Origin of the sequence: Streptomyces sp. NPDC050658 (assembly GCF_044457025.1) — a bacterium.
Classification (GTDB): Bacteria; Actinomycetota; Actinomycetes; order Streptomycetales; family Streptomycetaceae; genus Streptomyces.
Genome location: NZ_JBITGM010000002.1, coordinates 270,414 through 290,685 on the forward strand (window position 1 = coordinate 270,414; position 20,272 = coordinate 290,685).

Sequence of the window (20,272 nt, forward strand, 5' to 3'; positions counted from 1 at the left end):
CCGCATCGCCCCCGGACACGACGAAGGGGCCATCCGAAGATGACCCCTACGACCGACGTTTCCGTCGGGACGACAGGATTTGAACCTGCGACCCCTTGACCCCCAGTCAAGTGCGCTACCAAGCTGCGCCACGTCCCGGTGCGCGTGTCCTGCGGTGTTCCGCGTGATCGCGCAGACAGAACTTTACCCCACGTTCGGGGGTGGTCCGTGCCCCGTCGGCCGGGGTGGCCGGGGGACAATCGGCGCATGAGTTCCGCATCTCGATCCGATGACCGAAGCCGTGACCGTGACGCGGAGGGGCGGGCCCGCAACGCGCGGCCCCGCGACGGGCTCGGGCGGCCGTTGCCGTACGGCGCCGAGGGCGTGGAGCGGCAGCCCGAGGGCGTCACGCGGACGCCCGACGAGACCGTCGCGCAGGCGCAGGCGTTGCTGGACGCCGGGCGGCCCTTCCACGCGCACGAGGTGTTCGAGGACGCCTGGAAGTCCCGCCCCGAGGACGAGCGCGACCTGTGGAAAGGGCTGGCCCAGCTGGCCGTTGGCCTGACGCACGCGGCCCGCGGCAACGCCACCGGCGGTGCGCGGCTGCTGCTGCGCGGTGCGGGCGCGGTGGAGTCGGGGCGGCGCGGGCAGCGGCCGTACGGGATCGCGGTGGACGGACTCCTGGTCTGGGCGAGGGAGTTGGCCGAGCGGATCGAGAAGGACGCTTCGCCGGTGGACGCCGCCTCCTGCGCGCCGCGGCTGCGGGGTGACGGCGACACCGGCTGACCTCCGCACCTCCGGGAGGCCGGGCCGCGGTGCCCCGGCCGCCCCGCCCTTCACCGGACCGGACCGGCCCCGCATGCACAGGCCCGGGGGCGGTGTGAGGGTGGCCGTGTGACCACCACCGATCGGCCCGCCGCCGAGGCCCCGGCGCAGGGCCCGCCCGTCCTGGACAAGCGCCGCCGCAATGTCGTCTTCGTGACGATCATGCTCGGGATGCTGCTCGCCGCGCTCGACCAGACGATCGTGGGAACAGCCCTGCCCACGATCGTGTCGGATCTGGGCGGCGCGGAGCACATGTCGTGGGTGGTGACGTCGTATCTGCTCGCGGAGACCGTCGCCACGGTGCTCGTCGGGAAATTCGGCGACCTCTTCGGGCGGAAGATCGTCTTTCAGATCTCGGCGATCGTCTTCATCACCGGCTCGTTCCTGTGCGGCCTGTCGACCAACATGACGCTGCTCATCGCCTGGCGCGCGCTGCAGGGCATCGGCGCGGGCGGGCTGATGGTGACCTCGATGGCGCTGATCGCCGATGTGATCCCGCTGCGCGAGCGCGGGAAGTACCAGGGCGCCATCGGTGCCGTGTTCGGCGTCTCGACCGTCATCGGTCCGCTGCTCGGCGGGCTCTTCACCGACCATCTGACCTGGCGCTGGGCCTTCTACGTCAACGTACCCATCGCGATCGTCGTCGTCATCGCCGCGGCGCGGACCATTCCCGTCGTGAAGTCGGCGGTGCGGCCCGTCATCGACTATCTCGGCATCGCGTTCGTCGCGATCGGGGCCAGTACGTTGATCCTCGCGACGAGTTGGGGCGGCAACGAGTACGCGTGGGGGTCGCCGACCATCATCGGCCTCTTCGCCGGCGGGGTGATCGCCCTCGCGCTGTTCTGCGTGGTCGAGACGCGGGCCGCCGAGCCGATGCTGCCGATGCGGCTCTTCGCCAACCCCGTCTTCACGGTCTGCTCGATCCTCAGCTTCATCGTGGGCTTCGCGATGCTCGGCGCGATGACGTTCCTGCCGACCTATCTGCAGTACGTCGACGGGGACTCGGCCACGGTCTCGGGCGTGCGGACGCTGCCGATGGTGGTCGGGCTGCTCATCGCGTCGATCTTCAGCGGAAATGTGGTGAGCAAGACCGGGAAGTACCGGATCTTCCCCATCGTGGGTGCGCTGGTGATGGCGCTCGGGCTCTATCTGCTCTCCCTGATGGGGCGGGAGACCAGTGCCTGGCTCGAGTCGGTGTACATGTTCGTCCTCGGCACCGGCATCGGGCTCTGCATGCAGGTCCTGACCATCGCCGTACAGAACACGGTCGTCTATGCCGACCTGGGCACGGCGACCTCGGGGGTGACCTTCTTCCGTACGCTGGGCAGCTCGTTCGGGACGGCCGTCTTCGGGACGATCTACGCGAACACCCTGGCGCCGAATCTCAAGGACGGGGTCGCGGCAGCGGCGGCGACAGGCGCCGCGGATCCCGCCGCGGTGGCCAAGGCGGCGCAGAGCCCGCAGGGGCTGCACGGGCTGCCGGCGGAGGCAGCCGCGCCGATCGTCGAGGCGTACGCGGACACGCTGCACACCGTCTTCCTGTGGACCGTTCCGGTGGCACTCATCGGGTTCGTGGTGGCCCTCTTCCTCAAGCAGGTCCAGCTGCGGGACAGCGCGCGGATGAGCTCGGCGGACATGGGCGAGGGCTTCGCGTCGCCGACGTCCAGCGGATCTCCGGACCAGGTCCTGGAGCTGGCGGTGGGCAACATCATCCGCAGGACCGGCATGGACACCGCGCGCCGCATCGTCAGGGACTCCGACACCCGGCTCGACGTGGCGGGCGCGTGGGCGGTGATGCAGGTCGCGCTCTTCGACCGGATGGTCGGACACGCCAGTCTCGGACTGATCGCGGCGCGGCGGCAGCTGCCGCCCGAGGTCTTGGTGCCGGTCTTCGACCGGATGGTCGGGGAGGGCTATCTGACCCGCTCCGGGATGTTCTTCTCGCATACGGCCGCGGGTGAGCGCGAGGCCGACGTGATCGGCAGGGCGTGGGCGAAGTGGCTCGGCGAGCAGGTGGAGAAGGACAGCGGGCGGCCCGCCGATGCGGAGCTGATGCGGGCGGTCGACACGATCGCCAAGCGGCTGCTCGTGGAGGACCTGGAGCACGGGCTCGGCCCGGAGGCCGGGCAGCCGGTCCCGGCGGCGGGCTGACCGGCCCGTCAGCGCAACAGCAGCTGGAGTCCGCCGAGCACGGTCGCCCCGATGACCAGCTGCTCGAAGAGCCGCTGGTTGATGCGGTGCACGACGGCCTTGCCGAGGTACGCGCCCGGCACCACGAAGAGGACCAGGGCCGCGTCGAGCAGCAGGGAGCGGGCGTCGATCAGGCCTAGCCCCACGCTGAACGGAACCTTCGAGGTATTGACGATCAGGAAGAACCACGCCGATGTCCCCAGGAAGCTCAGCTTCCGGAAGCCCGCGGAAAGGAGATACATCGACATGACCGGGCCGCCCGCGTTGGCGACCATGGTGGTGAAACCGCCGAGCACGCCGTACGAGGGCGCCTTGAGCCGGGAGCCGCGCACGGACTCCTCGGCCGCCTCCGTCGTGGCCCTGCGGCGCCACCAGGTGACGGCCGCCATCAGGAGCAGGATCGCCCCGATCGACGTGCGTACGACGGCGTCGTCGGCCCACATCAGGAAGACCGTGCCGACGACGACGCCCGCCGCGACGGCCGGGAAGAGCCGCCACAGGGTGGGCCAGTGGGCGTGCCTGCGGTAGGTGAGGACGGCGAGTACGTCGCCCGCGATGAGGATCGGCAGCAGTACGCCGGTCGACTCGCGGGCCGGCAGGACCGCCGCGAAGACCGCGAGGCTGACCGTGTTGGCCCCGCTGACGGCGGTCTTCGAGAAGCCGACCAGCACCGCGGCCGCGGCGAGCGCGGCGAATTCCCAGAGAGATACGTCCATTCCGGGAACAGATGCTAGACCCAACTATCTCCCCGCCGTCAGGGGGATCCGCATGCCGGGATCCGAAGCCTGCCCCGGCCCTAGGCCTTGCCGTAGGTGGCGCGCAGGGCCCGCTTGAGGACCTTCATGCTGGGGCCGAGCGGCAGCGCGTCGATGAACTCCACGCGCCGCGGGTACTTGTGCCGGCCCAGATGCTCCTTGGACCACCCGGCGATCTGCGCGGCGTCGGGGTCGGATCCCGGCCTTGCGACGACGACGGCGCAGATCTCCTCGCCGTGCACGTCGTCGGGAAGCCCGATCACCGCGGCCTGCGCGACGTCCGGATGCCGCATCAGGACCTCTTCGACCTCGCGCGGGTAGACGTTGAAGCCGCCGCGGATGATGACGTCCTTCTTGCGGTCGACGATGGCGAGGAACCCGTCGGCGTCCTTGGTGCCGAGGTCGCCGGTGCGGAACCAGCCGTCGACGACGGCCTCCTCGGTGGCCTCCGGACGGCCCAGGTACTCGGAGAACACGTTGTGGCCGCGGATCACGACCTCGCCCAGCTCCCCCGCGGGCAGCAGCTCGATCCGGCCCTCGGCCTCGGCGCGGGCGATCTCCACGTCGACGCCCCACACGGAGTGGCCGATGCTGCCCGCCCTGGTGCCGAAGACGGGCTGGTTCACGGAGGCGGTCGGCGAGGTCTCGGAGAGACCGTACCCCTCGTAGATCCGCACCCCGAAGGTCTCCTCGAAGCGTTCGAGTACGGCGACGGGGAGCGAGGCACCCCCGGAGACGCACTGCCGCAGCCCGGGCAGTACGGCGGCGTCGGGCGCGGCGGCCAGGAGGTTCACGTACATCGTGGGCACCCCGTGGAAGGTGTTGACGCCCTCCGCCGCCATCAGCTCGATGGCCCGCGCGGCGTCGAAGCGCGGCAGCAGGACGAGCGTGGCGCCCGCGCGCCAGGTGGCGTTCATGGAGACGGTCTGGCCGAACGCGTGGAAGAGCGGGAGCGCGCCGAGCGCGATGTCGTCGCGGTGCACGTCGTGGGCGTCGAAGGCGCAGACCGTCGCGTTCATCACCAGGTTGAGGTGGCTCAGTACGGCGCCCTTGGGGACGCCGGTGGTGCCGCTGGTGTAGAAGACGACCGCCGGGTCGTCGGCATCACGGGTGACGTGCGTGACCAGGGGCTCGGCCGCGCCCGCCAGGGTGCCCAGCTCGCCGTCCTCGCCGAGCGCGACCATCCGTACGCCGGTGGCGGCGGCCGCGGCCTTGCCGGTCTCCGCCTGCGCCGGGTGGCAGAGCAGCAGGGCCGCGCCGCTGTCCCGCAGGACGTGCTCGACCTCCTCGGCGGAGAGCAGCAGATGGACGGGGACGACGACACCGCCCGCGGCGAGGATCGCGTAGTACGCACGCGGGAACTCGGCGGTGTTCGGCGCCATCAGGGCCACCCGGTCCCCCGGCCGTACCCCGAGTCCCACGAGCGCCGCGGCCAGCGCTCGCGCCTGGCTCCACAACTCGCCGTAGGAGAGCCGCAGTTCGCCCTCGACCAGTGCGGTGTGGTCCGGCCTGCGGCGGGCCGGCTCGGCGAGGACGGAGGCAAGGGACAGCGTGGCCATGGATGGTGCTCCGTTTCCGTGTGGCCTTGAGGGGTGACGCGGGGGCGGGCTGGTACGGGAGGTGGAGGTGTGGGTCTCAGCCGCGCTCGACCAGCAGCGCGCTGCCCTGGCCCACGCCGACGCACATCGTGGCGAGTCCGCGTCCCGCACCCGTGCGGCGCATGCGGTGCAGGAGCGTGGTCAGGATGCGGGCGCCGGAGCAGCCGAGGGGGTGGCCGAGGGCGATGGCGCCGCCGGTCGGGTTGACCAGCTCGGGGTCGATGCCGAGGGCGTCGACGCAGGCGAGGGCCTGGGCCGCGAACGCCTCGTTGAACTCGGCCTCCTGGATGTCGCCGACGGACCAGCCGACGCGGGCCAGCGCCTTCTGCGTGGCGGGCACGGGACCGATGCCCATGACGTCCGGGTGGACACCGGCGGACGCACCGGCGACGTACCGGCCGAGGGACTCGAGACCGAGGTCGTTCAGCGCGTCCTCGCTGACCAGGAGGAGTCCGGCGGCGCCGTCGTTCATCGGCGACGCGTTGCCCGCGGTGACGGTGCCGCCCTTGCGGAAGACGGGCCGCAGACCGCTCAGTTTCTCGTACGAGGTGTCCTCACGGACACATTCGTCGAGGTCGACGACGGTGCCGTCGGGCCGCGTGACGGGGAGGATCTCGTCGTCGAAGTGCCCGTTCTTGCGGGCGTCGGCGGCGAGTTGGTGGCTGCGCAGGGCGAAGGTGTCCTGGCGCTCGCGGGAGACGCCGTACCGCTCGGCGACCTCTTCGGCGGTCTCGCCCATGGCGAGGACACCGTGCAGGTCCTTCATCGCGGGGTTGGTCAGCCGCCAGCCGAGGCGCGTGTCGGCGGTCTCCATCTTGTGCGGCAGCGCGTCGTCGGGGCGGGCGAGGACGAAGGGGGCGCGGCTCATCGACTCGGAGCCCCCCGCGAGGACGACATCGGCCTCACCCGCGGCGATGGTGCGGGCGGCGGTGGTGACGGCCTCCAGGCCGGAGGCGCAGAGCCGGTTCACGGTTGCGCCCGGCACGGACTCCGGCAGCCCCGCGAGGAGGGCGGCCATCCGGGCCACGTTGCGGTTGTCCTCGCCGGCCTGGTTGGCGGCGCCCCAGTAGATGTCGTCGATCCGGGCGGGATCGAGCTGCGGGACGCCCTCGACGATACCGCGCACGACGGCTGCGGCGAGGTCGTCGGGGCGTACGGAGGACAGGGCACCGCGGAGCTTGCCGATGGGGGTGCGGCGGGCTGCGGCGAAGTGGACTGGGCGCACGATACGGCTCCGGATCGTCACGGTGATCTCACGACGTTGATCTCACGTCATAAATTAGCACTGCTAGTTTTGGAGTCTAGTCGGGGCCGGGGTCCTGGGGAAGAGTTCACCCAGTGGACGGGCGAGCGGGGGCGTCGCCGCTCGCCTTCCGCCGCGGGTGCGTCGCGGCTGGTCGCGCCCCGCGGCGAAGCCGCAGATGTCACAGCCCCGCGCCCCTTCCGGGCCCTCAGCCCAGAGCTATCCGCACCGCACCGCCGCCCACCGCGGCCCGCGCCGCCCAGCCCCCCGGCAGATACAGCGCCTGGTTCGGCGGCACGCTCCGCCGCACCCGGCCGCGATGCAGCCGCCGGCCGTCCTGCGTGACCACCAGGACGGGGCAGCGCAGCGCCTCCGCCGTCCGCAGGACGAACCGTCCCGGCGCCGCCCCCGGCGTCAGCCGGTTCGGCGCCACCCACCGCAGCGGCGCGGCGACCTCGACCGGCGGCGCGCCGCCGGACGGCCACCCCGCGCCCTCCAGATGGCGCCGCACCGCTGCCGCCGCCGCGACGCCCTCGCGCGCTGCGGCCCTCGCCGGTTCCACCGCGTGCAGCACGTTGCCCACCGCGAAGACTCCCGGCGACGCCGTACGGAACGCGCCGTCCACCGCGGGGCCGCGCGTGCCGGGGTCCAGCGGGACGCCCCCGCGCCGGGCCAGTTCCTGCTCGGGCACGAAGTCCCCGGTGAACACCACCGTGTCGCAGTAGACCGTCCCGCCACGCCCGTCGGCGTGCCGCAGCCGGACGCCCGAGAGCCGCCCGTTGCCGAGGAGTTCCACGACCGTCGCGCCGGTGAGCACCGGCACCCCGGACCCGAGCCGCGCCACCGCCGCCCGCGCCCGTCCCACCTGCGGTCGCGTCTCCTCCGTGACGAGCGCGGCGACGGCCACTCCCGCCTGCCGCAGGGCGGACAGCGCCGCATAGCTGACCGGCTCCGCCCCGACGACGACCGCGCGGGTACCGACCGGCTGCCGGAACAGATGGACCGCCTGCTGCAGTTCGCCCGTCGTGTAGACGCCCGCCGGGCGCGTCCCCGGCACCAGGCGTGCGGCGCGCGGCCGCTCCCGTGCGCCGGTGGCCAGGATCAGCGCACGCGCGGTGATCCGCTCCAGTCCGTGCGGCCCGGTGGTGTCGATGGCCGGCGGGCCCGGCGCCTGCGCCCAGCCGGTGGCGGTCACTCCGGTGCGCACCGCCGCTCCCGCGCCGAGTGCCGTCTCGACGAGGCGTTCCGCGAACTGGGGGCCCGTCAGGCCCCACCGTCCGAAGCCCCGGTGGTCGCAGTGGCGCGGCACTCCGCCGGCCGCCGTCTCGCGCTCCAGCACCTCCACGGTGCCGACGCCGTCCGCCGCGAGCCGCCCGGCCGCGGCGAGCCCCGCCGGGCCGCCGCCGATGACGAGGACGTCGACCGCCCGCTGCCGCCTCATCGCACCGCTCCCGACGTGCCCCACCCGTCGAAGAGTTCCCGCACCGCCGCCCCGCAGTAGAACCCCTGGCAGCGTCCGCCGCGGGCCCGCGTCCGGCGCCGCAGTCCGTCGAGGGAGCCGGGCGGGACCGTACTGATCAGGGCGTCCCTGATCTCGCCTCGGGTCACGCGTTCGCAGTGGCAGACGATGCTGCCGTACGCGGGATCGGTCGCGACGAGGTCGGCACGCTGGTAGGGGCGGGGGAAGGCCTCGCCGATGTTCGGCATGCGTACGGGGTCCGGTTCGCGGGCCCGCGTCAGGTCGAGGTCGGGGCCCGCGGCCTCGGCGAGCAGGCCCACGACGTACTCGGCGATCGCCATCGAGGCGGTCAGGCCTGTGGAGCGGATGCCGCCCACGGTGATGTACCGCCGCTCGGGGCGCGCGTGGATCTGGTAGTCGTCGTGCTCGGTGGCGGCGCGCAGCCCCGCGTAGACGGTCGTGACCTCCTCGTCGAGCAGCGCGGGCAGGATGCGTCGCCCCTTGGCCCGCAGCCCGTCGAGCCCGTCCTCGGTCGTCCCGGTGGCCCTCTTGTCGTCCAACTCCTCGGCGGTGGGCCCGAGCAGGACGTTTCCGTACACGGTCGGCGCCACCAGGACTCCCTTGCCGAGCGCGGTCGGCACCGGAAGGAGGATGTGCCGGACCAGGTCGCGGGCGAGCTTGTCGAAGACGATGAGCTGGCCGCGGCGGGGCGTGACGGTGAACTCGCCCTCTCCGAACAGCTGTTGGTCGAGCGCGTCCGCGTGCAGTCCCGCCGCGTTGATGAGATGGCGTGTGCGTACGACACCTCTGGACGTGGCCAGTTCATGGCGGTCGCCGTCGGCGGCGCGCACCGCACGTCCGCCTTCCACCCGGCAGTTGAGGTGCAGGTCGACTCCGCCGCGTACGGCTTGAGTGGCGTACGCCAGGGTTGTCGTCCAGGGGCAGATGATGGACTCGCCGGGTACGTCGAGCGCCCCGAGAGCGCCCGGACCCAGGTGGGGTTCGCGGGCCCGCACCTCCTTGGCGTCGATGATCCGCGCGGTCGTGCATTCATTGCGGAGCGACTTCTCCAACAGGCCGGGCAGGGCCGCCAGTTGCTCCTCGTCCCAGGCGACGAGCAGCGCGCCGACCGGTTCGACGGGGATGCCCGAATCGGCGGCGTACGCGGCGAGCAGGCGCTGTCCCTCGCGCACCAGGCGCGCTTCGAGCGAGCCGGGCACGGCGTCGAATCCGGTGTGCAGGATCGCCGTGTTGGCCTTGGACGTGCCGTTGCCGACGTCGTCGGAGGCTTCCACCAGGGCGACCCTCGGGCCGTCGTACCGCGAGAGCGCTCGGGCGATCGCCGAGCCGACCACACCGGCGCCGACGACGGTCACGTCGTAGACCGTGTCCGGCAGCGGACCCTTCGTCGTGACGGTCATGAGGAGGGGCCCGGCGCCCGGTCGAGGAGCGCGGCGACCTCGGAGCGGAAGCGGTCGAGGCGTTCGGCGGCGCGCGCCGCGTCGATGCGCGGTTCGTACACGGCGGCGGGCCGCCACCTCGGCACGGCGTCCCGCACGGCCAGCGCCGGATCGAGGCCGAGGCGTGCGACGGCACCCACACCGAGGGCGGTGGCATCGGGCAACGCCGATACCTCGACGGGCAGTTGGAGCAGATCCGCCTGGGTCTGCATGAGGAGGGCCGAGCGGGTCAGGCCGCCGTCGACGCGCAGGCTCGTCAGCGGCTCGCCCAGGTCGGCCGCGACCGCGTCGGCGAGCGAGACGACCTGCGCGGCGATGCCGTCGCACAGGGCGCGGACCAGCCGGCCGGGGGTCGTGTCGAGGCCGAGTCCGGTGATGGAGCCGCGCAGATCGCCCCGCCACCAGGGGGCCGCGAGCCCGGCGAGCGCGGGCACGAAGGTGACGCCACCCGCGTCCGGCACCGCCGAGCCCACCGGGTCGATGTCCTGCGCCCCGGCGATCACCCCGAGATCCGTGAGCCAGCGGACGGCGGAGGCGGCCGTGTAGACCTGCCCGTCCAGGCAGTAGCTGCTCTCCCCCGCGAGCCGCCAGGCGACACAGCTGACCAGGCCCGCGTCGCCGCGGCGCGGCCGGCGCCCGGTCTGGGCGAGCAGGAACGCCCCTGTGCCGTAGGTGCACTTGGCGGTTCCGGGCTCGGTGACGTCCTGGGCGAGCAGTGCGGCCTGCTGGTCGACGAGGAGTCCGGTCAGCGGGAGTTCGGGGCCGAAGGCCTCTGTGGTGCCGACCGGTCCCGCGGCGTCGACGACGCGGGGCAGCCGCTCGCCGCCCAGGCCGAACACGTCGAGGGCGCGCGGCGACCAGGCGACGTCGTCCAGGTCAAGGAGTTGGGTGCGTCCGGCCGTCGCGGCGTCGGTCACGAACTCGCCGGTGAGCCGGTGGACCAGCCAGGCGTCGCTGGTGGTGACCACTCCGTCGCGGGTGAGGTGGCGGCGTATCCACGCCATCTTGGGCGCGGCGAAGTAGGGGTCGAGGGGAAGCCCCGTGAGGTGCCTCAACTCATCGGCGTACGAGCTGAGTTCGGCACAGACCGATTCCGCGCGCCGGTCCTGCCACACGATCGCGTCCGTCAGGGGCGTGCCGGACGCCGGGTCCCAGGCGAGCACCGTCTCGCCCTGGTTGGCGAGGCCGACGGCGGCGACCGGCTCGCCCGCCTCGCCCAGGGCGCGGCGTCCGGCCTCGACGACCGAGGAGAGCAGCGCGGCCGGGTCGGTCTCCACCCGGCCGCCGGGCAGATGGCGCGGGCGCACGGGCGCGGTGCCGGTACCGATCACGCCACGCTCCGGGCACAGGACGAGCGCCTTGGTGCCGGAGGTGCCCTGGTCGATGGCGAGGACGGCCTCGCCGCGCGGAGCGCTGCCATTCGTGATCACCGCGGAAGCCTGCTACAGCGGCGACGAGGGCGTCAAGGGTGCCCGGCCCTACGTCCGACGGGCGGCTCCCGCACACTTGTCTCGCGCCAAATGGCCAACCGGCGCGCCGAGTTGAGTACAAGTCGATACCAAAAGATCCCCGATCCGCCCTGGAAACGGAACTTCCAGATCTACACTGACCGCCGAGCAACACCTTTACGCCATAGGCCAGTTCGCCCCGTCCGCTCGTCCGCCTCCTCCCCCACAGAGGACCCATGCCGATGCCGTCAGGCCGCCCCGTGTACCACCCGGCGGGCCACGACGAACAGTTGCGCGCCGTGCTCCAGGACCTCAAGGCGGGTCGCTGGGTGTCGACGCGCACCCTCCTCGACTCGACACCCGACTGGGGTCTGTGGACCCAGCGGACCCAGATCCTGGCGGCCGCCGTCGCCGGTTCCGACGTGGTCGGGGCCTGGCTCGACGAGGAGCCGCACAGCCCGTCGGCCGCCGTGCTGCACGCCCGGGTCCTGGTCGAACGCACCCTGCGCGCGCACCGCGCGGGACACCGGCACACCAACGAGCTGTGGCGCGAGGCCGCCGCGGCGTGCGGATCCGTGGCGGACGCCTCCCCCGAGGACCCGGTGCCCTGGGTCTGTCTGCTCGCCCTCGCCCAGCTCGACAAGGGCCAGCGCTGGGACGAGCACCGGGTGCCAGCGCCGGAGCCGATGCTGTTCCCCGGCCCCTGGCATCTGCTCGCCGAGGCCGACAAGCGCGACCCCGGCAACCGCGAGGCCTACCACCGGATGCTGCAGTTCGCCTACGCGCGTCGACCCTCCGGTCCGCTCACCGAAGCGGTCAACTTCGCGCACTGGGCGGCCGGTTCGGCACCCGCCGGTTCCGCGCTCCACCTACTGCCCCTGTATGTCCGGGTCGAGCGCTACCGGAAGGACGGCGGCAGCGAGCGCGCGCTCGACCTGCACTGGATCGGGGACGACGCGACGCGGTCGGCGCTGCGGGCGCTGCGCCTGTGGTTCGACCACACGCTGCCCGCCGCGACCTCGCTCCTCGACCTCAACCATCTGGCCCACGCGTTGTGGGGCGCGCATCAATTCCAGGACGCGGTACGGGTGTTCACGGTCCTCGACCCGTTCTACACGACGGCCCCCTGGACGTACCGCACCCGCGCCCCCGGTGACGCGGACGCCGCGGCCGAGGCGTTCGTCCAGGCCCGCGCGCGCTGTCTGAACGCCGTACGAGGTCCGGGCTGAGGCCCCGCACGCTTCCCCGCTCTCCCCGCTCCCCCGCTCCCTACGGAGGTACGTCCGTGTCCCGCACCACCTGGTCGAGCGCCGCCTCGGCCCCGACCCCGCCGCCGGACGAGGAACAGAGACTGCGGGAACTCGGCTATCAGCCGGTGCTCGCCCGCCGGATGGGCGGCTTCGGCAACTTCGCCATCAGCTTCTCCGTCATCTCCATCCTGTCCGGCTGCATGACCCTGTACGGATTCGGCCTCGGCACCGGCGGCCCCGCCGTGATGATGTGGGGCTGGGCGGGCGTCGGGCTCTTCGTGCTGTGCGTGGGCCTCGCGCTCGCCGAGGTCACCAGCGCGTATCCGACGTCGGGCGCCCTCTACTACATGGCCGACCGGCTCGGCGGGCGCCGCTGGGGCTGGTACACGGGCTGGCTCAACCTGCTCGGCCTGCTCGGCGCGATCGCGGGCATCGACTACGGCGCGGCCCTGTTCACCGGCGCGTTCCTGAACCTCAGGTTCGGCTTCGAGCCGACGCCGGAGAAGACGTTCCTGATCTTCCTCTGCATCCTGCTGCTGCACGCCGTCCTGAACCTGTTCAACGTACGTCTGGTGAGTCTGCTCAACTCGATCAGCGTGTGGTGGCACGTGGCCGGTGTCGCCGTGATCGTGGGCGTCCTCGCGATCGTGCCGGACCACCACCAGTCGCCGTCGTTCGTCTTCGGCGAGTTCGTGAACGACACCGGCTGGGACAACCCGCTCTACGTCACGGCGATCGGCCTGCTGCTCGCGCAGTACACGTTCTCCGGGTACGACGCGTCGGCGCATCTGTCGGAGGAGACGTCCAACGCCTCGGTCTCGGCGGCCCGCGGCATCGTGCGCGCCATCTGGGCCTCGTGGATAGCCGGCTTCGTGCTGCTCGCCGGTCTGACCTTCGCGATCCAGGACTACGCGGGCACGCAGGACACCGAGACCGGGGTGCCGCCCGCGCAGATCATGATCGACGCGCTCGGTGAGTCCGGGGCAACGGCGCTGCTGCTCATCGTCATCGTGGCCCAGCTGTTCTGCGGCAACGCGGAGACGGCCGCCGCGAGCCGGATGGTGTTCGCGTTCAGCCGTGACAACGCGCTGCCGGGTTCGGCGCTGTGGCGCAAGGTCAGCTCCCGTACGCAGGTGCCGGTACCGGCGGTGTGGCTTTCGGTGGGTCTGGCCGCGGTGATCGCCCTGCCGTCCCTCTACTCACCGACCGCCTACGCGGCGGTGACCGCCATCAACGTCATCGGGATCACGCCCGCGTACGCCATCCCGATCTTCCTGCGGCTGCGCGCGGGCGACCGCTTCCAGCCCGGCCCGTGGCACCTGGGGCGCTGGAGCAAGCCCATCGGCTGGATCGCGGTGCTGTGGGTCGCGTTCGTGACGGTGCTGTTCTGTCTGCCGCAGGTGTCACCGGTGACGGTCGACACGATGAACTACGCGTCGATCGCGCTGGCCGTGGTCCTGACGCTCGCCACGGTGTGGTGGTTCGTGGCGCGCCGCTCCTACAGCACACCGTCGGCGTACGGGTCGGAGCGGGAACAGGCGGAGATCGCGGAGGACATCGTGTAGCCGCCGCGGTCTACGGCTCGCGGTCGTTGAGGATGCGCTCGAAGAGCCGGTGGTCGCGCCAGGCTCCGTTGATGTGCAGGAAGCCCCGCGCGACCCCGTACTCCTCGAAGCCGCACTTCTTCAGGACACGCTGGGACGCGGTGTTGTGCAGCAGCGTGCCCGCCTCGACGCGGTGCAGCAGGAGCCGGCTGTCGGCGGCCTCGCAGACCGCGTTCGCGGCGGCCGAGGCGAGGCCGCGGCCCGTCTGCTCCGCGTCGATCCAGTAGCCGAGGTTTCCGCTGCGGACCGGGCCGAGCACGATGTTCGACAGGGCGGCGTGCCCGGCGATCTCGCCGTCGCGGGCGAGCACCCAGTTCGCCGAGCGGCCCGCCGCGGCCTCCTCCAACTGCGCCCGGATCCGGTCCGCCTGGCCCTGCGTGGTGTAGAACGCCTCGGGCCGCCGCGGCTCCCACGGCTCCAGGTGGACTCGGTTGCGGCGGTAGGCGCGGGCCAGGGCCTCCGCGTCGTCGAGGGTGACCGGACGCAGCAGGACGTCTGCCGTGAGGGGGACCTCTCCACTGATCATGCGCCCAGCGTACGAGGCGCCCCCTCCGGGCGTCAGCGGCCGCCCGCCACCCTCAGGACGGTGCCCGTCGCGTAGGAGGCGTCCTCGGAGAGCAGCCAGGCGACGGCAGCGGCGATCTCGTCCGGGTGGCCCGAGCGGCCGAGGGGGATGGCACCGGCGAGCTTCGCGGGGCGCTCCGGGTCGGCGTGGAACTCGGTCCAGATGACCCCCGGCGCCACGGCGTTGACACGGATGCCGTCCGCCGCGACCTCCTTCGAGAGCCCGATCGTCATCGTGTCGACGGCGCCCTTCGCGGCGGCGTAGTGGATGTACTCCCCCGGAGCGCCGAGCGTCGCCGCGGCGGAGGAGATGTTCACGATCGCGCCCGCCGTGCCGGTGCGCGCCATGTCCCGGACCGCACGGCGGGCGCAGAGCAGATAGCCGAGTACGTTCACTTCGAGGGCGCGGCGCATGGCGCTGACGTCCGCGTCGGCGAGGGGCCCGACGGGGGCGCCGATGCCGGCGTTGTTCACCAGGCCCGTTACGGGGCCGAGTTCCGCGGCGGCGGTCTCGAAGAGACGGTCGACGTCCGCCTCCTCGGCGGTGTCCATGCGGACGGTGACGCAGCGGGCGCCGGCCTCGCGGACGGCGGCGGCGACCTTCTCGGCGGCCTCGGCGTCGGAGTGATACCCGAGGGCTATGTGGTGGCCGTCCTTGGCGAGGCGGGTACAGATCGCCGCACCGATGCCTCGGCTGCCGCCGGTGATCACGGTTACGGGGGTCTGCGGCATGTTTCCTCCAGGGGCTGACCTGGGCCGAGTGAACCCCGACCTCATTTGATCGATCATTCCTCAAGCCCCGCTTCTGGAACAGCCCCGCCGCTCGGCCCCGCTGCTCGGTCCCGCCGCTCGGTCCCGGCGTTCAGCCCCGGCCTCAGCCCTGGTCAAGCTCCGGACACGGGCTTGAGCGCCCAGTCGAGCGCGAAGTCGGCGACGTCCTCCCAGCCCGCCTCACCACAGGTGTAGTGGGTGCGGCCGGGGAACATCCGGTACGCCGTGATCGCCTCGGAGTGCTTGGCGAAGTCGTACGTGGTCGCCGCGTTCGGGGTGAAGTTCGCGAAGCCGCCCTGGAACAGCGTCCGCCCCGAGACCGGGACGGCGTACCGGTCGTAGACGGTCTAGACGAGGCCCTGGGTGAGGAAGGCCGCGTCCGGGACCTGGACCGTGGCCGGAGCCGTGCGCGGCACGAGGCCGTGGATCTGGGCGACGACGTACTGCGCCGACATCATCGCGCCCTCCTGCCAGCCGGGCAGCGGTGAGGCCTGGTCCCCTACGACGTAGAAGCTGCCGTTGCCCTCCGGCTCCAGGAGTTCCTTGTAGGCGGTCATGTGGTCCGGGTCGTCCGGGTCCCAGGCGGCCCAGCCGCCCAGCTGATGCGGGACCTTGTGCCAGGCGATGCTGACTCCCAGCTCGGGCGGGACGGTCTCGCGGTCGTTGAACTCGACGTGCAGCTGGGCCGCGCCTTCCAGCGCGAGGCTCAGTCGGTCGGCGGGCCCGCGCTTGCCCATCTCCCGAGCGTTGTCGCCGAAGTTGTACGCCCCCGTGAGGGTGCCGGTCGCCGAGAAGCAGTCGTTGGACGGGTACCACATCTGGGTGATGGGGTGGTCGGTCCAGCTGATGCCGCCGTAGATCTGGTTGCGGTCGTCCTCCCAGAACCGCCGGTTCGCCTGCCAGCCCACCTTGCACGTCGGCGCGAAGCCGACGAGGCCGACGGCGTTCTCGAAGCCCACGGAGAAGCCGGTCAGCGTCAGTTCCTTCAGCACCGGGAGCGGGATGTTGCTCACGCAGAGGTCGGCCGTCCGCGTGTGCGTCTCGCCGCCCTGGAGATAGCCGACCTCGACGCCGTCGTCGGTCAGCTCGATCCCGTTGACCTCCGCCCCCAATTCGACCTGGACGTCGTACTCGTCGGCGATCCGCCGGGTGAGTGCGTCGACGATCTTGTCCATGCCGCCGACCGGCTGGAACATCGTGGCCTGCCACAGATGGTCGACCGGCTGGTAGAAGGGCGAGTCCCAGAACCTCGAGGCGACGAGGTCGGCGAGGGGCAGCGGGGGCGCGGCGGTCGGGAACCCGTGGACGTCCAGGGGCTTGGCGTATCCGGAGCGGGTGGACCCCTGGTACTCCCCGTCCGCGTTCAGGTCCCCGAACTTGCGCAGCAGGCTCCGCAGCGCCTGCGTGTGCTCGTCGTCCTCGGCGAGGGTGGCGGACAGGAGCGCGGCGAGATGCCCGCGCGTGTCGTTGGCGACCCGCCGGTTGTGCCAGGGTGCGCCGTCCGCCGTGTGACCGTCGCGGCGCACGACGTTCGCCGTCGTCTCCATGACGTAGGGCTCGAGATCGACCCCCAGTTCCGCGCAGTACCGCAGGACGCGGCGGTGGTGGTACGGAATGCGGCCGGGGCCGAGGTTGAGGTAGAGACCGGGGTCGAAGCCGACGGTGTGGGTCAGCACCGGGCTCCCCGTCCCGTCCAGCTCATACAGCTCGTCACCCGCACGGGCTGTGCGATTGCGGCCGCCGGTGCGCTGCTGGGGCTCGAGCACCGTGCACCGGTAGCCGAGCCTGCTCAGTTCGTAGGCGGCGGTCAGACCGCCGACTCCCGCGCCGAGGATCAGGACGGACCGTGCCCCGCCCGCTGTCCGCGCCACGGAAGAGAAGTCCAGTGGGTCCGCGACACCGGCACTCAGCGGTCCGGCCACGCCTGACATCGCGTGGTACAGGCCCTGCGTACTCCGGTCGACGTTCTGTTCACTCATGGCTCACCTCTCGGGTCGGGCGGGTGAGCGGTCCCCATCGCGTCCGGCGCACACCTGACCGCGAGGCATCACCACCGAAGCCTGTTCCATCAAGTGCCGAACGCATATGCAGGACTCACTCCGCAGAGTGAGTCCTGCCCGCCCCCGGAGACCCGGACGCCGCCCGTCCGGGCGAGCGCGCGCGACGGACGTTGACATATGACCGGCGTGCGACCGGCGTACGCCGCGCGGATCTCGTCCGGGCCGCACCGACCGGTTGGCCGGCCCCTAGGCCTTCTCGGAGACGGCCTCCTCCGCCGGCAGGCTGTCCATGAACGACGACACCGAGAACACCGCGCGGCCGGGTCCCGCCGGGCCGTAACCGGGGGGTGACGACAGGCCGTTGGACTCCATCGTCGCGCGGTAGGCCTCGAGCAGCCGCACGTGGTACTCCAGGGGCGCGCCCAGCGGGTTGGCCTTGCCCAGGGGTGTCGTCGGCTCCGGGCACCAGGTGGTGAAGCGCGGGGTGATGCCGCGCGACATGAAGTACTCGAGCCCCTCGACGGTGGAGTCGATCGCCTCGCCGACCGTCTTGAAGCCGAACGGCTCGGCCATCTCCACGCCCGCGACGAAGTTGGGGATCACGTTGCGCGGCCCGAAGACCTCGGCGGAGTCCAGGATGCGGCGGTGCCACTCGTCACGGCCGACATAGCGCTCCTTGCCGGGGCAGTAGCGCTCGAAGAGATACGGGTCCCACACCTCGTAGTTGGGGTGGTAGATCCGCACTCCGTAGTCGTGGAAGCGCTGGACGTCCGCCTTGGGCAGTGCCTGCGCGACGACCTTGCCGATCCAGCGGCCGGGGAAGCGCTCCTCGATCGCCTTCGCGTACTGGCCGTAGAAGTCCGCCTCGTCCTTGCCGCCGACCTTCGAGGTGACGGCGCCGCCGGTCAGGGTGTACGCGGTGGAGGACTTGTTGGTGTCGTACTTGTCGATGATGGCGAGGGCCTCAAGGACCTCGTCGACCGGCTTCACGCCCGTGTAGGGACGGCCCGCCGCCTTGTGCTGGCGCCAGTTGTGGTTGATGTCGCAGTACTGGCACTCCTCCTTCGCGCCGAAGTACTGGCAGACCCGGAAGACCGTCAGATAGATGAGGTAGCCCCACTGGATGGTGGGTGCGACCTCCATCACCGACTTGCCGTTCTCCAGCGTGTGCCGGTAGTAGTCCGGCATCGGCGGGAGGCCCACGTCCGAGATGCGCCTGCCGTCCAGATAGAGACCCAGTACGCCGTCGTCGTCGGCCGCCACCCGGTACGGCGACGACGGGTTCACCCGGACCGAGACGACCGTGCGCCGCAGGTCGTAGGGACCTCCGGTGAGGACGATCTCCTCGGGCGGGCGGCGCAGGGCCGCCGCGCCGAGCTCGGGGAGCGTGCCGTGGTCGAAGGAGAAGATGAAGTAGGACTTCGGCTTGACGTCGCCGGAAGCCTCGTTGGAGGTATCACTGAGCGCCGACTCGTCGAAGGCGATGCCGCCCCTCAGCAGGTCCTCCTTGATCACCGCCTCTCTGGGCACCTGCGGGAACCGCTCCATGAGTGACTCGACGAGCTGGGTACGGCTCTCGCTGTGGCTTGCCATCGGCCGGGCACCTCGGATCCTGATCGGTGAATTGTGCTTTCCCGTGGCCCCCACGCTAGTACCCCGCCCGCGCGGCGCGGATCCGACTCCGGTGCAAGGCTCACTCACACCCCGGTGGTAGAGGGCCGCGCCCTGCCTCCCACCCAGGTGGGGCCGGGAACCTCTGGGCCGCGGCCCCGCGTTGTCCCGGCATGAACGAGCTGGTTCCCGGCGGGAACGTACCCCTGCCCGAAGGCGCCGTCACGCTCCGTGTCCCCGGTCCCTTCGACCTCTCCGTGATCGTCACGGGCGACAGCGGGAAGGTCGCGGGCGACGCCGACTTCGTCTTCTACAACCAGCCCGCGACCTCCGGCGCCCGTCTCCAGGGGGACACGGTGACCGTCGACGCGCACCGGCTGCGCGCCGGTGCGAGCCGCGTCACCGTCGCCGTCAGCCCCGCCGACCCCGGAACTCCCCTGGAGCGGCTGCCCGCCCTCACCCTCCAGGTGCACGGCCCCGGCGGCCGGCCCGTCGCCCGGTTCACCCCTCCCCGCCCCGGCCGCGAGACGGTGCTGCTGATCGCGGAGATCTACCGCCGGGGTCCCGGCTGGAAGCTCCGGGCGATCGGCCAGGGGTACGCGGACGGGCTCGCCGGGGTGGCCCGCGACTTCGGGATCGACGTGGCGCAGGACGCGGCCCCGCAGCCACCGGCCGCCCCCAGCGCACCACCACCGGCCCCCGTGGGCCCGCCTCCGACCGCGCCCGACGGCTTCCTCCCCCTGGTCAACTCCGCGCGGGCGTCCGCCGGTGCCCCGCCCGTCGTCCTCGACGCCCGCCTCACCGCCGCCGCGGGCACACACGCCGCGGGCATGGCGGCCCGCTCGGCGCTCGGCTCCGAGGGCGTGGACGGTATGTCGCTGTACCAGCGCGTGGTCGCGGGCGGGTACGCCTACCTGGCCATCGGGGAGCATCTGGTCTCCGGGCCGCGCACGGCCGCCGAATTCGTGGAGTACTGCCTCTCCGGCGAGGAGTCGCGGCGTACGGTGCACGGTCGGGCGTACACAGAGGTCGGTGTCGCGCACAGCGCCGACGCCCGCTCCGGAAACCTGTACTGGACGGCGCTGTGGGCCGCCCCGTTCACGCACCAGGGCCTCGCGCGGTGGGCCGCCGACGTGCTCCGGCTCACCAATGCCGAGCGGTCGGCTGCGCGGCTGCGCCCCCTCTCCCCCGACCCGCTCCTGACCGTGGCCGCACAGGGCCACAGCGCGGACATGGTCGCCCGCGCCTTCTACTCGCACACCTCGCCGGACGGCGGCGAACCCTGGCACCGCGCGTCCGCGGCGGGCAGCGCACACCGAGCGATCGGCGAGAACATCGCCTGCGGGCAGCGCAGCCCGCAGGAGGTCGTGGACGGCTGGATGAACAGTCCGGGCCACCGGGCGAACATCCTCAAGCCCTCCTTCACGCACCTCGGCGTCGGCTTCGCGGGCGGCGGCTCGGCAGGCACCTACTGGACCCAGCTCTTCGGCGGCTGAGCGGACGACCGGACCGTCC

At 72.2% G+C, this 20,272-nt stretch carries 16 protein-coding genes and 1 tRNA gene; 6 read left to right on the forward strand and 11 right to left on the reverse strand.

Annotated features, from left to right (window positions below):
* Positions 1–64: 64 nt before the first annotated feature.
* Positions 65–138: transfer RNA gene (locus tag ACIBKX_RS08165), tRNA-Pro, on the reverse strand.
* 108 nt (positions 139–246) lie between these two features.
* Here ACIBKX_RS08165 and ACIBKX_RS08170 point away from each other — a divergent pair.
* Positions 247–765 (forward strand): DUF309 domain-containing protein, encoded by a 519-nt coding sequence (locus ACIBKX_RS08170; RefSeq protein WP_363271081.1) that lies wholly within the window; start codon positions 247–249, stop codon positions 763–765.
* 108 nt (positions 766–873) lie between these two features.
* Positions 874–2,955 carry an MDR family MFS transporter gene (locus ACIBKX_RS08175; RefSeq protein ID WP_363271082.1) on the forward strand — a complete coding sequence of 694 codons (2,082 nt, stop codon included), beginning with the start codon at positions 874–876 and terminating at the stop codon, positions 2,953–2,955.
* A gap of 8 nt (positions 2,956–2,963) precedes the next feature.
* Here ACIBKX_RS08175 and ACIBKX_RS08180 read toward each other — a convergent pair whose 3' ends face one another.
* From ACIBKX_RS08180 to ACIBKX_RS08205, 6 genes are all read right to left on the reverse strand, one after another.
* A complete protein-coding gene (locus ACIBKX_RS08180; protein WP_363271083.1) occupies positions 2,964–3,710 on the reverse strand; it encodes a sulfite exporter TauE/SafE family protein in 747 nt (248 codons plus the stop codon).
* An 80-nt stretch (positions 3,711–3,790) separates the two neighbouring features.
* On the reverse strand, positions 3,791–5,308 hold the full coding sequence (locus tag ACIBKX_RS08185) for a long-chain fatty acid--CoA ligase (RefSeq protein WP_363271084.1): 1,518 nt from the start codon (positions 5,306–5,308) through the stop codon (positions 3,791–3,793).
* Between the two features lie 76 nt (positions 5,309–5,384).
* Positions 5,385–6,572 carry a thiolase family protein gene (locus ACIBKX_RS08190; protein WP_363271085.1) on the reverse strand — a complete coding sequence of 396 codons (1,188 nt, stop codon included), beginning with the start codon at positions 6,570–6,572 and terminating at the stop codon, positions 5,385–5,387.
* A gap of 226 nt (positions 6,573–6,798) precedes the next feature.
* The gene (locus ACIBKX_RS08195; protein WP_363271086.1) at positions 6,799–8,031 is read right to left on the reverse strand and encodes an FAD-dependent oxidoreductase; all 1,233 of its coding nucleotides are present in this window, start codon (positions 8,029–8,031) and stop codon (positions 6,799–6,801) included.
* On the reverse strand, positions 8,028–9,470 hold the full coding sequence (locus ACIBKX_RS08200) for an FAD-dependent oxidoreductase (RefSeq protein WP_363271087.1): 1,443 nt from the start codon (positions 9,468–9,470) through the stop codon (positions 8,028–8,030). Before ACIBKX_RS08200 ends, ACIBKX_RS08195 begins: the two co-directional genes overlap by 4 nt.
* The gene (locus ACIBKX_RS08205; protein ID WP_363271088.1) at positions 9,467–10,939 is read right to left on the reverse strand and encodes an FGGY family carbohydrate kinase; all 1,473 of its coding nucleotides are present in this window, start codon (positions 10,937–10,939) and stop codon (positions 9,467–9,469) included. The genes ACIBKX_RS08200 and ACIBKX_RS08205 overlap by 4 nt, the downstream gene beginning before the upstream one ends.
* Positions 10,940–11,193: 254 nt before the next feature.
* Here ACIBKX_RS08205 and ACIBKX_RS08210 point away from each other — a divergent pair, with 254 nt between their 5' ends.
* Both ACIBKX_RS08210 and ACIBKX_RS08215 read left to right on the forward strand, forming a co-directional pair.
* Complete coding sequence (locus ACIBKX_RS08210; RefSeq protein ID WP_399375685.1) at positions 11,194–12,186, forward strand: hypothetical protein; 993 nt, start codon at positions 11,194–11,196, stop codon at positions 12,184–12,186.
* 56 nt (positions 12,187–12,242) lie between these two features.
* The gene (locus ACIBKX_RS08215; protein ID WP_363271089.1) at positions 12,243–13,772 is read left to right on the forward strand and encodes an amino acid permease; all 1,530 of its coding nucleotides are present in this window, start codon (positions 12,243–12,245) and stop codon (positions 13,770–13,772) included.
* A 10-nt stretch (positions 13,773–13,782) separates the two neighbouring features.
* On the opposite strand, the gene ACIBKX_RS08220 is transcribed toward ACIBKX_RS08215, so the two are convergent.
* Together ACIBKX_RS08220 and ACIBKX_RS08225 are read right to left on the reverse strand one after the other, a co-directional pair.
* Entirely contained in the window at positions 13,783–14,337 is a 555-nt protein-coding gene (locus tag ACIBKX_RS08220; protein ID WP_363271090.1) for a GNAT family protein, read from the reverse strand.
* A gap of 32 nt (positions 14,338–14,369) precedes the next feature.
* The gene (locus ACIBKX_RS08225) at positions 14,370–15,107 is read right to left on the reverse strand and encodes an SDR family oxidoreductase (protein WP_363271091.1); all 738 of its coding nucleotides are present in this window, start codon (positions 15,105–15,107) and stop codon (positions 14,370–14,372) included.
* A gap of 237 nt (positions 15,108–15,344) precedes the next feature.
* Between ACIBKX_RS08225 and ACIBKX_RS08230 the strand changes: the two genes are divergently transcribed.
* Positions 15,345–15,488: a hypothetical protein gene (locus ACIBKX_RS08230; RefSeq protein WP_399375686.1), complete on the forward strand. Its 144-nt coding sequence runs from the start codon at positions 15,345–15,347 to the stop codon at positions 15,486–15,488.
* A 5-nt stretch (positions 15,489–15,493) separates the two neighbouring features.
* On the opposite strand, the gene ACIBKX_RS08235 is transcribed toward ACIBKX_RS08230, so the two are convergent.
* Positions 15,494–17,125, reverse strand: a complete 1,632-nt coding sequence (locus ACIBKX_RS08235) for an FAD-dependent oxidoreductase (protein WP_363271092.1) — start codon at positions 17,123–17,125, stop codon at positions 15,494–15,496.
* A 267-nt stretch (positions 17,126–17,392) separates the two neighbouring features.
* Positions 17,393–18,739 (reverse strand): radical SAM protein, encoded by a 1,347-nt coding sequence (locus ACIBKX_RS08240; RefSeq protein WP_363271093.1) that lies wholly within the window; start codon positions 18,737–18,739, stop codon positions 17,393–17,395.
* A gap of 191 nt (positions 18,740–18,930) precedes the next feature.
* On the opposite strand from ACIBKX_RS08240, the gene ACIBKX_RS08245 reads away from it, so the two are divergent.
* Positions 18,931–20,253 (forward strand): CAP domain-containing protein, encoded by a 1,323-nt coding sequence (locus tag ACIBKX_RS08245; protein ID WP_363271094.1) that lies wholly within the window; start codon positions 18,931–18,933, stop codon positions 20,251–20,253.
* The last annotated feature ends 19 nt before the right edge of the window (positions 20,254–20,272 follow it).